Origin of the sequence: Alteromonas sp. McT4-15 (genome assembly GCF_020515205.1) — a bacterium.
Lineage (GTDB): Bacteria > Pseudomonadota > Gammaproteobacteria > Enterobacterales > Alteromonadaceae > Alteromonas.
Map to the genome: position 1 here is coordinate 183,503 of NZ_JAJALG010000001.1, position 14,700 is coordinate 198,202.

17 protein-coding genes and 1 riboswitch are annotated in these 14,700 nt (G+C 45.7%); of the genes, 9 read left to right on the top strand and 8 right to left on the bottom strand.

Going from position 1 to position 14,700, the window contains the following annotated elements:
• Positions 1-142 precede the first annotated feature (142 nt).
• The 3 genes from LHL20_RS00805 to ubiU form a co-directional block, all read right to left on the bottom strand.
• Positions 143-1,318, bottom strand: coding sequence for an acyl-CoA dehydrogenase (locus tag LHL20_RS00805; RefSeq protein ID WP_226431866.1), 1,176 nt, complete (start codon positions 1,316-1,318; stop codon positions 143-145).
• A 204-nt stretch (positions 1,319-1,522) separates the two neighbouring features.
• The gene (locus tag LHL20_RS00810) at positions 1,523-2,419 is read right to left on the bottom strand and encodes a U32 family peptidase (protein ID WP_226431867.1); all 897 of its coding nucleotides are present in this window, start codon (positions 2,417-2,419) and stop codon (positions 1,523-1,525) included.
• A gap of 46 nt (positions 2,420-2,465) precedes the next feature.
• The gene (ubiU, locus tag LHL20_RS00815; protein ID WP_226431868.1) at positions 2,466-3,464 is read right to left on the bottom strand and encodes a ubiquinone anaerobic biosynthesis protein UbiU; all 999 of its coding nucleotides are present in this window, start codon (positions 3,462-3,464) and stop codon (positions 2,466-2,468) included.
• Between the two features lie 184 nt (positions 3,465-3,648).
• On the opposite strand from ubiU, the gene LHL20_RS00820 reads away from it, so the two are divergent.
• Entirely contained in the window at positions 3,649-5,451 is a 1,803-nt protein-coding gene (locus tag LHL20_RS00820) for a thiamine pyrophosphate-dependent enzyme (protein WP_226431869.1), read from the top strand.
• 50 nt (positions 5,452-5,501) lie between these two features.
• On the top strand, positions 5,502-6,086 hold the full coding sequence (gene ubiT / locus LHL20_RS00825; RefSeq protein ID WP_226431870.1) for a ubiquinone anaerobic biosynthesis accessory factor UbiT: 585 nt from the start codon (positions 5,502-5,504) through the stop codon (positions 6,084-6,086).
• 38 nt (positions 6,087-6,124) lie between these two features.
• Here ubiT and moeB read toward each other — a convergent pair whose 3' ends face one another.
• A complete protein-coding gene (gene moeB, locus LHL20_RS00830) occupies positions 6,125-6,886 on the bottom strand; it encodes a molybdopterin-synthase adenylyltransferase MoeB (RefSeq protein ID WP_226431871.1) in 762 nt (253 codons plus the stop codon).
• 190 nt (positions 6,887-7,076) lie between these two features.
• Here moeB and LHL20_RS00835 point away from each other — a divergent pair, with 190 nt between their 5' ends.
• The 7 genes from LHL20_RS00835 (at position 7,077) to moaE (ending at position 11,824) form a co-directional block, all read left to right on the top strand.
• Positions 7,077-8,273: an alginate export family protein gene (locus LHL20_RS00835; RefSeq protein ID WP_226431872.1), complete on the top strand. Its 1,197-nt coding sequence runs from the start codon at positions 7,077-7,079 to the stop codon at positions 8,271-8,273.
• A 108-nt stretch (positions 8,274-8,381) separates the two neighbouring features.
• A riboswitch (molybdenum cofactor riboswitch) is annotated at positions 8,382-8,534 on the top strand.
• Positions 8,523-9,497: a GTP 3',8-cyclase MoaA gene (gene moaA, locus LHL20_RS00840; RefSeq protein WP_023559974.1), complete on the top strand. Its 975-nt coding sequence runs from the start codon at positions 8,523-8,525 to the stop codon at positions 9,495-9,497. (Overlaps the previous riboswitch by 12 nt.)
• 1 nt (position 9,498) lies before the next feature.
• Positions 9,499-10,092, top strand: a complete 594-nt coding sequence (locus tag LHL20_RS00845; RefSeq protein ID WP_020746792.1) for an NTP transferase domain-containing protein — start codon at positions 9,499-9,501, stop codon at positions 10,090-10,092.
• On the top strand, positions 10,079-10,624 hold the full coding sequence (moaB, locus tag LHL20_RS00850) for a molybdenum cofactor biosynthesis protein B (RefSeq protein ID WP_012520030.1): 546 nt from the start codon (positions 10,079-10,081) through the stop codon (positions 10,622-10,624). The genes LHL20_RS00845 and moaB overlap by 14 nt, the downstream gene beginning before the upstream one ends.
• Positions 10,625-10,641: 17 nt before the next feature.
• A complete protein-coding gene (gene moaC / locus LHL20_RS00855) occupies positions 10,642-11,115 on the top strand; it encodes a cyclic pyranopterin monophosphate synthase MoaC (RefSeq protein ID WP_226432019.1) in 474 nt (157 codons plus the stop codon).
• Complete coding sequence (gene moaD, locus LHL20_RS00860) at positions 11,112-11,357, top strand: molybdopterin converting factor subunit 1 (RefSeq protein WP_226431873.1); 246 nt, start codon at positions 11,112-11,114, stop codon at positions 11,355-11,357. The genes moaC and moaD overlap by 4 nt, the downstream gene beginning before the upstream one ends.
• Positions 11,358-11,359: 2 nt before the next feature.
• On the top strand, positions 11,360-11,824 hold the full coding sequence (moaE, locus tag LHL20_RS00865) for a molybdopterin synthase catalytic subunit MoaE (RefSeq protein WP_020746788.1): 465 nt from the start codon (positions 11,360-11,362) through the stop codon (positions 11,822-11,824).
• Here moaE and LHL20_RS00870 read toward each other — a convergent pair.
• From LHL20_RS00870 to narL, 4 genes are read right to left on the bottom strand one after another with little or no spacing between them, the layout of a single operon-like run.
• Positions 11,802-12,215, bottom strand: a complete 414-nt coding sequence (locus LHL20_RS00870) for a copper resistance protein CopD (RefSeq protein ID WP_226431874.1) — start codon at positions 12,213-12,215, stop codon at positions 11,802-11,804. The two genes, moaE and LHL20_RS00870, sit on opposite strands and share 23 nt — an antisense overlap.
• A gap of 39 nt (positions 12,216-12,254) precedes the next feature.
• A complete protein-coding gene (locus LHL20_RS00875) occupies positions 12,255-12,629 on the bottom strand; it encodes a YbaN family protein (protein WP_020746787.1) in 375 nt (124 codons plus the stop codon).
• A gap of 7 nt (positions 12,630-12,636) precedes the next feature.
• Positions 12,637-13,872, bottom strand: coding sequence for a molybdopterin molybdotransferase MoeA (gene moeA, locus LHL20_RS00880; RefSeq protein ID WP_226431875.1), 1,236 nt, complete (start codon positions 13,870-13,872; stop codon positions 12,637-12,639).
• A gap of 2 nt (positions 13,873-13,874) precedes the next feature.
• A complete protein-coding gene (gene narL / locus LHL20_RS00885) occupies positions 13,875-14,528 on the bottom strand; it encodes a two-component system response regulator NarL (protein ID WP_012520023.1) in 654 nt (217 codons plus the stop codon).
• Between the last annotated feature and the right edge of the window lie 172 nt (positions 14,529-14,700).

Genomic DNA, 14,700 nt, shown 5'->3' on the forward strand with positions numbered 1-14,700 from the left:
AGCTGACTGTGCCACAACCGGTATAAATTGCTATCGCTAAGGCTGTCCGGCCAGTGTGGTGTCGGTAAGGCGCCTTGTTCGATGCGCGCCAAAAACCCTTGCAACCAGGGGGGGCAAGGCTTCGGTCATGCTGGCCTACGGCTTAGCTAAAGGCTTGCAAGCAGGTCTGGGCACGGCCCAGGATCAACGCATGCACATCATGGGTACCTTCGTAGGTATTCACCGCTTCGAGGTTCATCACATGGCGAATAACATGGTATTCATCGGTAATACCATTACCGCCGTGCATATCGCGGGCGATGCGGGCAATCTCCAATGCCTTACCACAGGAATTACGTTTAATCAGCGAAATGGTTTCGGGTGGCAGCAAACCAGCATCCATTAAGCGGCCAGCCTGTAAGCAGGCCAGTAAGCCAATGCTAATCTCGGTTTGCATATCGGCCAGTTTCTTTTGTACTAATTGGGTTTGCGCTAGCGGCCGACCAAACTGTATCCGATCCAGCGTATATTGCCGCGCCGCATGCCAGCAGAATTCCGCCGCACCCAGCGCCCCCCAGGCAATGCCGTAACGGGCTTTATTCAGGCAGCCAAAGGGGCCTTTCATGCCACTGACATTGGGTAACAAAGCGTCTTCCGGCACGGCGACATTATCCATCACAATTTCACCGGTAATGGAGGCGCGCAGTGAGAACTTGCCTTCAATTTTTGGTGCCGACAAACCGGCCATGCCTTTTTCCAGCACAAAACCGCGAATTTCACCGTCCAGTTTAGCCCATACCACAAACACATCGGCGATCGGGCTATTGGTGATCCACGTCTTGCTGCCGTTGAGCAAATAACCGCCGTCAATCAGTTTGGCGCTAGTGCGCATACTGGCCGGATCTGAGCCGGCATCCGGTTCGGTTAAACCAAAGCAGCCTACCCACTCACCGGTCGCCAGCCTGGGCAGGTATTTCATGCGCTGTGCTTCGGTACCGTATTCATGGATCGGATGCATCACCAGCGAGGATTGCACACTCATTGCGCTGCGATAACCGCTGTCCACCCGCTCCACTTCGCGCGCGACCAGGCCATAGCTGATGTAGTTAGCGGCTGAGCAGCCATATTTTTCCGGTAAGGTCGCGCCAAGCAAGCCCAGTTTACCCAGCTCATTCATAATTTCACGGTGAAAATGTTCTTCGCGGTTGGCCATTAACACTCGGGGTTGTAAGCGTTCCTGACAATACTGGTGGGCGGTATCACGGATCAGCCGCTCTTCTTCGGTTAACAGTTGGGAGAATTGAAACGGATCTTGCCAGTCAAACTGTGGACGCGCCATTTTACTACCTCAGTCATGCTATAAATGTTGCACTATTCCCACTCATCGTGGAGATGAAGCTAAATTTACATTACCATTGCGCCCCAGACGTTGCAGTCCCTGTGGGCAGTTAAATTGATTGAGTGCCAATACTGTTCCACTGCGCTAAATAACCTAAATTGATATAAAAATCTTGCCATGGGTAGTGCACAGTAATCATATCACTCAGGACATAACGCGAGAGTACGTTTGATTTGCACTTAAAGGCGTTAATCCTGCAATCTGATGCCAGTAACCGTTAGTTTCATCTGCGGAAAGAGATATCGAATTGGAATGCTGCACAAAATTTGTCAAAACTTCAAATGTACTGGCAGCCTCAGGACTGATTCGAACAATATCCACTAACCCTTCCATTGTCTTGAGGTCATTGATTAGATTATAACGATACCCTGACATCGTCTGAATACCGTTCAGTACGAAAAGTGTTTGCCCTTCCTGACTCGATGCAACGCGACCACGCGGGTAATTCAGGCAGCACAGCTCACAATCGTCTTTTGCACGGTTTTCCGAGCGAGCAGTAAAGCAACGAGCAGAATATGCCAGTGGTAAATGACCATAGCTGAATACTTCAACTTCAAATCTATCTTTAATACCTAAGGCATCACATTCTGAAAGGATTTCGGACAGCTTATCCTTCGAGAGTTCGACAGGCATGCACCAGCGTTTCATTCCCTGCTTTAACAATATATCCAGCGTTTTGTGGTTATAAATGTTGAGCGCTGGGCCTGCGACAAACGGCACCTTTAATTTTCGTAAATAATTCACGGCGGCCATGTCATTTGCTTCAACGAGGAATTCACCGTTTTCACAATATTTACGCACCTGAGCCAATTCCGAAGGTGCTTCCAACAAGGTCATAGTTGAGAGTATGACCTCCTTACCTTTATCGGCAAGCGCCTTCGCAATAGCGATGTAATCAGCCATCTTGAGTTGACGCCGCTTCGAACAAACAGTCTCTCCCAAATAGATAATTTGGGCTTCACTCTGGGCGGCTTTGTCATAAAACTGCTCAACCTGTGCTTTAGGCCAAAAGTACAGAATTGGGCCGAGAGAGTATTGCATATGGTTTTCCTACAAAATCAAATAATCAAAAGGATTGGCATGGTTGCTATTGCCACGACTTGTGGTAGGCACCCAAAGTAGTGCAACTTCCCTCGGATAAGGATTTTAGACGTTTTTCCCAATCATGTAGTTCGTTTACATGCATGTTGCTACTGCAGCGGTCAATAGCATCGCGCCAAACTCTAGTTACCTGTTTTACGTAGGCACTACTTCGTTGCCTACCTTCAATTTTTAAGGCGGTCACGCCAATTTTAAACAATTCAGGTAGCAGACTCAGCGTATTTAGGCTAGTAGGTTCTTCCAGTGCATGAAACGCTTTAGTATTGCTATCTACCTGAAAACGCCCCTTGCAGAGAGTTGGATAACCTGCTTGCTCATGTGGTTGATAGGAATCAATTAAGACATTGTTCAATCTGGATGTTAAACGACCATCCGACTCCTGCCACTGAACATGACTTGCTGGTGAACACACACCATTCATATTGGGTGACTCACCGGTTAGATACGAAGAAAGGTGGCAGCGTCCTTCGGCCATGATGCATAGACTACCAAATGCAAAGACCTCCAGTTCAATATTGGTACTTCTCGCTAACTGCTTTACCTGATGAATTGACAGTACGCGCGGGAGGACGATTCGCTTCACATTGAAGCACTCTTGGTAGTATTCGATAGCACCTGCATTGGTTGCAGATGCCTGCACGGATAAATGCAACTCTAAATCTGGGTAACGCTCAGCTGCATAACTAAGTACTGACATGTCGGCAACTATCAGGGCATCAATATTGAGCGCTGCGGCGGCATCGACAGCGAATTTCCACTTATCCCATTGTTCAGCATGCGCATAGGTATTAATAGCGATATGTATCTTTTTTGATCTGTCGTGTGCGTAAGAGACGGCTTCTTCCAGTCTTTCTTCAGTAAAATTAAGACCCGCAAAGTGCCTGGCATTCGTATCATTCTTTAAACCCACGTAGACCGCATCTGCGCCATTATCGATCGCCATTTTAAAAGAAGAGAGGTTACCCGCAGGGCATAGTAATTCCATAGCGCCTTCAACTTACAAAAACAAAACCAACGCTATTTTTAAAAAACCAGTGTCATTTGCCAATTGAAACAAATAGGTAGATGTCGTTCATTGTGAGTACCAACAAAAAGCTTTTGTTAAACGCCACTCATAGGCACATAATCAACCGGTTGATTTGAATAGGCCTAGTGGTCAGGAGCAAGTTATGCTGGGTGCGAATATGCGTGCGCACTGCGCGCAAAATCTGGGTACAGAATATGCTAATAGTCTTCCTCTACTTGGTGAAGCCATGGCTGACATCCTGACGCTGTTTGGATGTAAGACAGTGTTCGGGGTAGGAGGTGATTTTGCAGATAATATTATAAGCGCTTTTGAAGGAAAACTTGAAACTGCGCCTTCTAGTAACGAAATGCACGCCGGCTATGCTGCTTGTGCGCAAGCTCAAATTTCGGGATTAGGTGCAACGCTGACAACATTCACCGTGGGTAGTTTACCTTGTTCCAGTCCAGCAGCCCTTGCAGTGGCCGAGAAGCTGCCAGTGGTATTTATTTCCGGAGCACCCGGTGAGCAAGAAATTTCTGACACGCTGCTGCATCATAGTGTGGCCTCCAGCTCTGAATGGATGATGAAATATGATTGTGCCTTGAAGTCATTTCGTGCATTAGGTATGAGAGCCGAAAGATTGCAAGGCGCAAGATCGAAAGGTCAGCCTAATATGGCGGCTGAACGTTTTTTTCAATTGGTTGCTCACGCCTATGCCAATAAACAGCCTGTTTTCATTGAGATACCCCGTGATTTAGTCTTTGAACCCACCCAGGCATTAAAGCTGCCACAAACACCTGGCGACGTAAATCATGAGACCTATGTGTTAGATGGTGCGCAGCATATCGCTGAACACATTGTTGAAAAATTGAATCAGTCAAGCCATCCACTTCTGTTCGTTGGCGAGAATGTCAAGTTGAACACAAGATTATGTGAGCAACTGCGCAATTTTGTGAACAAATTCAATATTCCTTATGCAACTAGCTGGCTGGCAAAAGGTGTTTTAGATGAGTCTGATCCGCTGTCCGTAGGAAGCTATAACGGCGTCTTTAGTCCTGACCACGTGCGATACTACATTGAACAGAAAGTTGATTACATCTTGGAAGTCGATACCAGTATCCAGAGTCAAGATACGAATAATGCTTTTTGTTCAGGCACGCATGTTATTCAATCATTTGAAAATAAAACCATGGTAAAAGGGACCGTTCAAAATCAACAAGGTTTGCTACATGTCTTTGAACAATTACTGGTGAGCGATATCCCTGTTTTTCAAACTTTGCTGGAAGAAAAGCGTCGTCCGGTTTTAGACGATAATGACAGCGTCGACTTCCATAATCTTGCAGATGCCCTCAATGATGTGCAAAGTCAGCTATCTGCTTCGTTAATTTATCTGCCAGAAATTGGTAATTCGTATTTTGCTTCTTACAGTTTAGAGACTAAGCGGTCAAGTCATTGTCGGCCTTGGCTAACTAATCCATGGTATGGTGCTATGGGTAGCAGTCTGCCCTATGCACGTGCTGTGGCTAAGACCTTGAAATCTTCTAACTCGTCCGATATTGCGGTTGTTATTACCGGTGATGGTGGCTTTCATTTTCAATCAAATGAGTTGATTCATTTTCAACGAGAGCATCTTGCGGTTGTTATCCTTTATATGCGAAACAACATCTTCCACCTTGGCAAAAGTGGCGAAAGCACAATGTACCATTGTTCAACCCCTGGATTTGATGTGCTCACACTGGTTAAAGCTTATGGCGGCAAAGGGTTGCAGTGCAGAACAATAGGAGAATTGAGGACTCACTTACAAAGCGCGGTTGAATCAAATTGTGGGATAACACTATTGGAAATACCGGTAGACCCCAATTCAGACAAACTCAGTCGAGAGATAAGTATGCTGAACTTATTCATACAAATGAAAAACGGCAAGCAAGGTGCAAAAGAAGCCTGGGATCTAGCTGTTGCTGGATAGTTAATGAACAAAATTCAAATATCACTACTCAATTTTATGGGATATTGCCAATGAATAAGACCACCCCTATAGATATGTTGTGGCACAAGTTAAACTCACAGGCACGCAGTAATCCTTTAATTTGCATCGCGAAAAAACGAATGCAACACCAAGTGCTAGCATTACCAAAAGACATAACAAAGGCATTTACTAGATTGCCATCCTCGTTTCAGTCATGGGTGGCACAGACAACATTGTCAAACTTGTTATCGGAGCAAATAACTGATGAATCACTTCGTTTTCTGGAAGGACATTGGCTAGCAATAATTATTAGCGACGTTCCATATCAGTTTTTCATTTCTGTCCGAGACGTCGAACATTCAGGACTAAGGAAGCAGTCAATCGTGGTAAAGACGCAGATTGAACAAGAACCTGACGTTACTTTTAGTGGCGATATCGATAGTTTAGTCAGTATTGCTGTAAGAGAGCAGGATCCCGACACCCTTTTCTTTCAACGCAAACTGCTGGTAACTGGCAATACGGAGTTAGGCTTGCAGGTTAAGAACTTTCTGGATGAATTGGATACAAGTGCATTTCCCAGCGCATTGCTTTGTGCCCTCAAAAAGTACAATGATGTTATGCAGACGGCACCTTAACTAGCGTTTGTTTCCGGTCAGAGCTAAAAAGTCGTTGATTAAAGTTTGGCTTTGCTACCGCAAACCTGGCAATCCTGCTGTCGCGGTACCTTAAACTCACTCCAGGTTGCTTGCATAGCGTCATATAGATGCAGTCGATTGCAAAGTGGTTTACCATATTGTGTGACTATCTTTATGGCTTCAAGGGCCTGCATTGCACCTATAATTCCAACGAGTGGTGACATGACGCCCGATTCGACACACGACAGATTTTGTTCACCAAAAAAATGGCTTACGCACGCATAGCAAGCGCTTTGCTGGCGTGGGTCAATACACAGTATCTGGCCTTCCATGCGGATAGCAGCACCTGAGACTAAGGGGATAGACTGTCGGTAGCATATTTGGTTTATCCTGTTCCGGCTTTCCAGATTGTCAGTACAATCCAGTACAACATCTTGTTTGGCAATGAGCTCATCCAGTTGCTTTTCCGATGGGCGTAAACAGAGTGTTGTTATGTTGACTTCACTATTGATTTGCTGAAGCGCCAGTTGTGCTGAATCAACTTTGTTAGCGCCCACAGATTTCTCAGTATGCAACACCTGTCGCTGCAAGTTGGTGAGCTCTACCTTATCGTCATCGACCAGCGTTATATGCCCAACTCCACTTGCGGTGAGATATTGGCTTGCAGCACAACCCAGTCCGCCCACGCCAATCACTAATACGCTGCAATTAACCAACGCTTCCTGTCTCTCCAGATCGAAATCCGACAGCAGAATGTGGCGGCTGTATCGCATAGCCTGCTCAGTTGTGAGATCTTTCAATAGTATTCCCTCATTGGCTTAGTGAATACTTTTTTACCACCCCCGCCATAGGTCAACAATTCCCCAAAAGAGGTAGTCCGACTACCTCAATTTTCAAGTGTCGAGTAAGTGTGGGTATCTATATGATTTTTAATGGTTTTATTTTCATTGGGGCGTAGTATTCCTAGCAGCATTTAGTGAGGAGAATACTATGAAAACACGATTAGCAACGGCTATCGCTACAATATGTGCAGCAGGTTTGTTAATGCCAAATGTTTCGGTTGCAACCGGTTTCGCAGACTTTCAACAAGCTATTACTGATGGTGACGCAAACGTTAAACTGCGTTATCGATACGAGCGGGTTGATCAGGATAACATTGACAAAGAGACCAATGCTTCAACCTTGCTTACCCGACTAAGTTACAAAAGTGCCGATTTTGGTGGCTTTTACACCCAGCTAGAGTTCGATAACGTTACCGCTTTGGGCAACGAAAACTTTAATAGTACCGTCAATGGCAATACCAACTATCCTGTGGTTGCAGACCCGATTGGATCCGATTTCAACCAAGCCTATGTCGGTTTCAAAACTGAGTCATTGCATTTTACTGCGGGTCGTCAGCGTATCAATCACAATGATGAAAGATTCGTGGGTGGCGTTGGTTGGCGTCAAAATGAACAGACCTACGATGGCTATCGTCTAAGATATGATAATCAGTCTGGCCTGAATGTTGACTACAGCTACATACACAACGTCAATCGGATTTTTGGTACAGATAGCCCCAATTCTGATTTAGGTGGCAACATACATCTGTTGAATGTCACTTATAAAATCAATGCTGATCACAAAGTAGCGGGCTTTGCCTATGAACTAGACTTTGATACAGCCAATGCAATCGCAACCCGCACACTCGGGGTGAGTTATGATGGCAAGGTGTCTGCTGTCAACATTCACGCGGCTTATGCACGTCAAAATGAAACCGGTGACAATCCAACAGACTTTTCCACTGATTACCTGGCATTGGAGTTAAGCACTAAATTATCAGCGGTCAACGTGGGTATAGGTTACGAGTCACTTGGTAGCGATAACGGCAAAGGATTCACAACGCCTTTGGCGACTCTACATAAATTTCAGGGGTTCGCTGATAAGTTTCTCGCCACGCCTGGACAGGGGATTAACGATCTCTACGTCAAGGCGTCCGGCAGTATTGGTAAGCTGAAACTGTTGGGTGTATGGCACCAATTTGAATCAGATGTAGGTTCAGTAGATTATGGCAATGAGTTTAATTTCAACGCCACTTATCCTGTATATAAAAATACAAACTTTTTACTGCGCTATGCCAACTACAGTGCCGATGATTTCGCGGTTGACACCAACAAATTGTGGGCAATGATGGCTTTCACTTTCTAGCGTCATCCACGCGTTAGTTGCCGACTCAATCTGGGTCGGCTTTTTTATACCCCCTTGTGAGTATTCCTTCAGCGGAATAACAATAACCACGCTTTTGCGCCAAACTTAAGGTAACAAAAACTCCGAGCTCTAATACCTAAAGTTCGAACAACTATGGTACTGGAGCCGCAACTGAGAAGTTGCCCGGTAGCCAGAGAAATCAACCTGCCGCCCACGAGCTTTAACGCTCGATATTTGGAAAGGTGTTAGATGAACTTACAAGACTCATTCGGAAGAAGATTCAATTACCTGAGACTCTCAGTAACTGAGCTGTGCAATTTCCGCTGTAATTACTGTCTTCCTGATGGCAACGACTGCAACACACCCAAAGGTGGTTTGTCAGTGAAAGAAATTCAAACCTTGGTGCAAGTGTTTGCCGGCTTGGGTACAACCAAAGTGCGTATTACTGGTGGCGAACCAGCACTGCGCAAAGATTTGTGTGAAATCATCGAAACCTGCAAGAAAGTCGATGGCATTAAAAAAGTCGCACTGACAACCAACGGTTTCAAACTCAATCAGGATATCGAAAGGTACAAGCAGGCTGGTATTGACGCGATAAATGTCAGTGCGGACAGCTTAGATCCTCGAATGTTTGCGGCGATCACAGGCAAACAAAAGCTGGAGGAAATACTGCTGGGTATCGAACGGGCAGCTCAGTTAGGTGTAAGCAGTATTAAGTTAAACACGGTCATGCTCAAGCAGTTCAATTACAAAGAGTTAGATGCATTTTTTGACTACTTACGTTCCCACAAGGTTACCTGGCGATTCATTGAGCTTATGCAGACCGGTGACAACAAAGGTTTTTTTGATAAAAACCATGTCGCCGGACAAACGATTAAGGATCGACTCATTGAGCAAGGGTGGCAGCGCATCATAAGAGAAACAGATGCCGGGCCTGCACAGGAATTCATGCACCCCGAATTTGCGGGGAATATCGGCCTTATCATGCCTTATAGCGAAGATTTCTGTGAGTCATGCAATCGCTTGCGTGTTTCCGCACAAGGCAAACTGCATCTATGCCTGTTTGCAGAGCAAGGGATCAGTATCCGCTCTTTCTTGTCGGTCGGCGATGTATCAGGTGCTCAGCAGGCTATTGTTTCTCATCTTCAACAAAAACACAGTCAGCATTTTCTGCATCAAGGGTTCACTGGTGCAACAAAGCAACTGGCTATGCTAGGAGGTTAACATGAACACAATTGGCGTTATTTTAGCTGGCGGTGCGTCTAGCCGCATGGGACAAGACAAGGCATTGCTAACGATTTCGCAATCAACCATGTTAACCAGAACTTACCAACTGTTACTTGAAGCATCGGTGAGTAAAGTTGTTATCAGTCGTAATGACGGCGAAGCTGGACATTTTTCAGATCTGTATCCAGGTAAGGGGCCATTATCTGGCATTCACAGCGCTGCCATGCGCTTTCCTGACAAAAATCTATTGATACTGCCGATTGATCTGCCGCTAATGGATGTTTGCACAATTCAGCGCTTGTTGGACAGCGGCGAAAAGTTCTCAAGCAATGTCAGATTTGGTGAGCATAGTTTGCCGCTTTACCTACGTAACACCGAAACGACCCGCCAAACCCTGGATTACACGTTGCGGTGTACAAACAGTTTTTCCGTTGACCGCTTTTGCACGCATTTTCCTTTAATGAAGCTGCAACTGCGTCAGCAGTCACCCCTTTTCAATTCAAACACACCAGAACAATGGCGTTTTGCAATGCAACATTTCAAAACGTCTGACAATTCTGCACCAACTGAGGTTCGTCATGGGACATGCTAACAAACAATTTGAATCACTTGGTATTGCTGTTCTAACAGTATCTGATACGCGTGATAGAAGCACAGATACCTCTGGCGAGTATCTGGCTGTGAATGCAACTGAATCGGGTCATCAGGTGATTAAGCGAGACATTGTTATTGATGACATTTATCTTATTCGAGCATGCGTCTCAGCTTATATCGCGGATCCAGCGATACAAGCCGTAATCGTCACTGGCGGTACCGGATTCACTTCGAGAGATTCTACCCCCGAGGCAGTACAACCCTTGTTTGACAAAGAAGTTGAGGGATTTGGTGAGTTGTTTCGATATTTGTCGTTCCAGGAAATAGGCACGTCAACGATTCAATCAAGGGCTATATCTGGGTTAGCAAACAATACGGTCATCTTTTGCCTGCCTGGGTCTACCAATGCATGCAAGACTGCTTGGACTGGTATCATTGAAGCGCAATTAAATGGTGCCCATGGCCCTTGCAATTTCGTGCCGCATTTGCAAACCAATGAAGCACTTCGATGTGCGAGCAGAGCGGTATGACTCAGTCAACCGATTCCGTGCTAAGCCATATTGATAATCAGGGCAAGGCAAACATGGTCGATGTGAGCGAAAAAGCGGCATCGACGCGCATAGCAAAAGCGGAAGCCTACGTCAGTGTTTCAGATAGTGCGCTTGAGCAAATAATACAAAATCAGTTGGCCAAAGGTGATGTCTTTAGTGTCGCCAGAGTGGCAGGCATACAAGCTGCAAAACAATGCGCCAATTTGGTGCCGCTATGTCATCCGCTTTTGCTTAGTAAAGTCGACGTAGATTTTGAAACTGACGAGTTATCCAAGCAAATAAGGATAACCTGTCAATGCAAGTTAAATGGTAACACTGGCGTTGAAATGGAGGCGCTTACTGGTGCCTCGGTAGCTGCGCTGACGCTTTTTGATATGTGCAAAGCTGTCGACCCAGAAATGGTTATTCATGGCTTGAAAGTACTTGAGAAAAGCGGTGGTAAAACTGGACTGTGGAGGCGTTCAGCATGATACAGATTAAATTTTTCGCAAGTCTTCGAGAAAGAATAGGTACATCGTGTTTGAATCTAGAATATGCCGGTGAAAACACTGTAGCCGATGTTGCACATGAGCTTATCGAACGCGGAGAAAACTGGCGACTGCTTGAAGAAAGAGATGTGTTGTGTGCGGTCAATCAAACCCTTTGTGGAAAAGACGCAAAAGTAAATGATGGCGACGAAATAGCGTTTTTCCCGCCGGTGACAGGAGGTTAACAATGATTAGTGTTCAGCGTGGCGATTTTGATCATTGTGAACAATACCAGGCGCTCAAGGAGGAGGCGGATGGCGACGGTGCCGTAGTCACTTTTACGGGGTTGGTCAGAGATTTCAATATCCAGGGTGCCGTGTCAGGCATTCATATAGAGCATTACCCTGGGATGACCGAAAAATCGCTGATGCATATCTGTAGTGAAGCGCGAAAACGTTGGCAGTTGGGGCAAATAAGAGTCATCCATCGAGTGGGTACAATTGGGCCACAAGAGCAGATTGTGTTCGTTGGCGTGACATCCAAGCATCGAAAAAACGCATTTGAGGCGTGTGAGTTCATTATTGATTACCTTAAGACCAGTGCACCTTTATGGAAACAAGAAGGTACCTCAGAAGGCATGAAATGGGTCACCAGTAGGTCGTCCGATCAGGAGGCAATGGATCGCTGGGCTAATACAGCCAGCCTGTCTTGAAAGATACGCCGACGATTACGAAGAGAACAGAAAGCAAGGTAACAGCAATAATATGGGCTGCCATATCCCATAAATTTTTATTAGATAATTTTGGTAAGACTCTGAGTTTCGCGTCAGCAGCAAGCAAAATAGTTAACGCGAGTAACATTAACTTCATACCTACTACTCTGGAGACAGGATTACTCCAATCCAGCCATAAATAAACGTCGGGCAATAGTCGATGCGCCAACAGTAAACCTGTGATGATTTGGACTAGCATTGCTGGTTTACCAATACGCTCAAACGCCGATTCAAATTCCAGCAAACGCTCAGGAGAATTCTCTTTCAACACTCTGGGTAAAACAGCAAGAGACAATACAATATGGCCACCTGTCCATACGGTCGCTCCCAAAATGTGAGCCAGTATCAAATAACCATACATAAGATAAAGTCAAACCTGACTGGGTCTGCTCCATATAAAGGTTAAAACGAGAATAGATATGGTGAGTACCAAAGTCATCATCCAATAGGCATATTCGCCAATGAGTAACGCAGCAGCTACCATTGCCATCATGCAAGCACTAGCAACGACCTTAGTTTTAAGTGCAATCATACCGGACTGCTCCCAATCGTTTATCACTCTTCCAAGCGCTGGCTGCGATAGTAGCCACTGATGCAGTGCGTTCGAGCTTTTAGAAAAGCAAAAAGCAGATAAAAGTAGAAAGGGCGTAGTTGGAACTAACGGCAATACTATGCCGACAATTCCGCAAAGACAGGCCAATAAACCTGTGAGCATGTATATCGATCGATACAGCTGTGTTTGCATAGTGTTATTATCTCAATACCGCATCAAACCATTGCACCTTCACGGGTTCTCCCGGCTCTACCATTCCTCGACTGTTCTCCAGCACTGCATAACAATTGCTTGTGGTAAAACAGGACAGTACGCCTGAACTTTGTGAACCTCCAGAGTCGACTATCAGTTGACCATTGTCATCCCGGTAACAGACTGCGCGTTGATAGTCAGTTCGGCCCGGTTTCTTTTTAAACTTATTTTTCGCAATGGCTTTAACAGCGATTTTTCCTTCTGGTGTACAGCCGGCTAAAAGTGATAAGGAGGGGGCGGCAATTTGGTCAAAGGTTACTGCTGCTGATACTGGATTACCCGGGAGGCCAAAAAACAAACTGTTATCCAATCTGCCGAAAGCGAGTGGTTTGCCAGGTTTAATCGCCAGCTTCCAAAAGTCTACTTGACCTATCTCCTCGAGGATTTCGCGCGTATAGTCAGCTTCACCTACTGATACACCGCCAGAAGTGATTACGCAATCTGCATTTGCATCAGCTTGGATAAAGGCATCACGGATTTTGTCCGGGTCATCTTCAATCACACCTAAGTCCAGAACCTCAGCGCCAAGACGCCGTAGCATCGCGCGAAGCATGGGGCGATTGCTATCAAAGATTTTGCCTTGTTGCGGCGTATCTCCCGGCTGTAGTAACTCATCACCGGTTGAAAACAGTGCCACTTTGAGTTTGCGGAGAACTGGTACATTGCTAATACCTATGGACGCGAGAAGCCCAATATCTATTGCATTTAGTCGCTTTCCTTTTGACAGTACGATGGATTTTTTGGCGATGTCACTGCCTGCAATGCGAATTGCTTCACCTAGCTTTACACTATGCGTGACCGTGATTTCATTATTATTGGCAACCGTATTTTCTTGCATTACCACTGCGTCTGCACCATCTGGGATTTGCGCGCCGGTCATAATTCGCACGCACTGATGTTTGCCTAACTCGCCGTTAAATGGGGTGCCGGCAAAGCTCTTTCCGACCAGATTGAAAGTCGTCCCGGACGACAGATCCTGATGGCGAATTGCATAGCCATCCATTGCGGAATTATCGAAACCTGGGACGTTGATAGGGGAAACCACGTCTTCGGCCAGCACTCTATCTAATGCTGAATCGAGGTCGCATTGCTCTATATCGTTAATCGGCGTGATAGTGTCCCAGATGATCTGTTTGGCTTGTTCTACCGGCATAAGGCCTTTTGCGTCGCAACCACATTCCATCGTTAAGCTCCTTTTTGATGGTTAACCATCCATACCGCTGCCTCCACGCGAGAGCGTAGATTCAGTTTTTTGAGAAAGTGCTTCACATGGACTTTTACTGTGCCATCTGAAATATCCAATTCCCGAGCAATGAGTTTATTACTCATGCCTTTGGCGATGAGTTTGAGGATCTCCAGTTCTCGACTGGTCAGGCTGGCCAATGCACGGCTTCCGGCTCTTTCAGGTTTTCTTAATGCCGTTGCCAACACTTCAGTCAGTTTTGCACTCATCACCATTTTGCCAAGCGCGGCTTCACGCAGTTTGTCGACAATGTCTTCGGGATCCATGTCTTTAAGCAGATAACCATCGGCGCCTGAACGCACCGCTTCAACAACATCTTCATCATTGTCAGATACCGTCAACATGATTATGCGCGAGTCAACACCTTTATCTCGAAGATGTTTAAGCGTCTCGAGTCCATCCATCCCTTGCATGTTCAAATCCAGTGTGATCAGGTCAGGCTCCAATTGCACCGCCATTTCAATGGCTTCTTTTCCTGAGCTCGCCTCACCAATGACTTCTAAATCATCTTCAAATTCGATGAGTTGGTTTAATCCTTTACGCAATAAAGGATGGTCGTCGACCATCATGATGGTGGCGGGTTTGTCTTCGAACATGTGTGCCTCCTTACAAACGCTTAGTCATTCTTTTCATTTAACTATACACGAATCGATAAACTTCTCTGAAATTACTTGAGGTAATCGATCTACCACTTAAGAGGTAGCAAGGCATATTCCTTGAAACCCTTTAAATGTAGGGAATACAGCAAGATAGCCCTACCACTTTCAG

What these genes read in the sequence shown, in the direction of transcription:
- LHL20_RS00805 (WP_226431866.1), bottom strand. Translation starts at nt 1,318, where the DNA reads ATGGCGCGTCCACAGTTTGACTGGCAAGATCCGTTTCAATTCTCCCAA.
- moaA (WP_023559974.1), top strand. Translation starts at nt 8,523, where the DNA reads ATGAACTTACAAGACTCATTCGGAAGAAGATTCAATTACCTGAGACTC.
- LHL20_RS00845 (WP_020746792.1), top strand. Translation starts at nt 9,499, where the DNA reads ATGAACACAATTGGCGTTATTTTAGCTGGCGGTGCGTCTAGCCGCATG.
- LHL20_RS00875 (WP_020746787.1), bottom strand. Translation starts at nt 12,629, where the DNA reads ATGCAAACACAGCTGTATCGATCGATATACATGCTCACAGGTTTATTG.
- LHL20_RS00835 (WP_226431872.1), top strand. Translation starts at nt 7,077, where the DNA reads ATGAAAACACGATTAGCAACGGCTATCGCTACAATATGTGCAGCAGGT.
- ubiT (WP_226431870.1), top strand. Translation starts at nt 5,502, where the DNA reads ATGAATAAGACCACCCCTATAGATATGTTGTGGCACAAGTTAAACTCA.
- moaE (WP_020746788.1), top strand. Translation starts at nt 11,360, where the DNA reads ATGATTAGTGTTCAGCGTGGCGATTTTGATCATTGTGAACAATACCAG.
- moaB (WP_012520030.1), top strand. Translation starts at nt 10,079, where the DNA reads ATGGGACATGCTAACAAACAATTTGAATCACTTGGTATTGCTGTTCTA.
- narL (WP_012520023.1), bottom strand. Translation starts at nt 14,528, where the DNA reads ATGTTCGAAGACAAACCCGCCACCATCATGATGGTCGACGACCATCCT.
- LHL20_RS00810 (WP_226431867.1), bottom strand. Translation starts at nt 2,419, where the DNA reads ATGCAATACTCTCTCGGCCCAATTCTGTACTTTTGGCCTAAAGCACAG.
- moaD (WP_226431873.1), top strand. Translation starts at nt 11,112, where the DNA reads ATGATACAGATTAAATTTTTCGCAAGTCTTCGAGAAAGAATAGGTACA.
- moeA (WP_226431875.1), bottom strand. Translation starts at nt 13,872, where the DNA reads ATGGAATGTGGTTGCGACGCAAAAGGCCTTATGCCGGTAGAACAAGCC.
- ubiU (WP_226431868.1), bottom strand. Translation starts at nt 3,464, where the DNA reads ATGGAATTACTATGCCCTGCGGGTAACCTCTCTTCTTTTAAAATGGCG.
- LHL20_RS00820 (WP_226431869.1), top strand. Translation starts at nt 3,649, where the DNA reads ATGCTGGGTGCGAATATGCGTGCGCACTGCGCGCAAAATCTGGGTACA.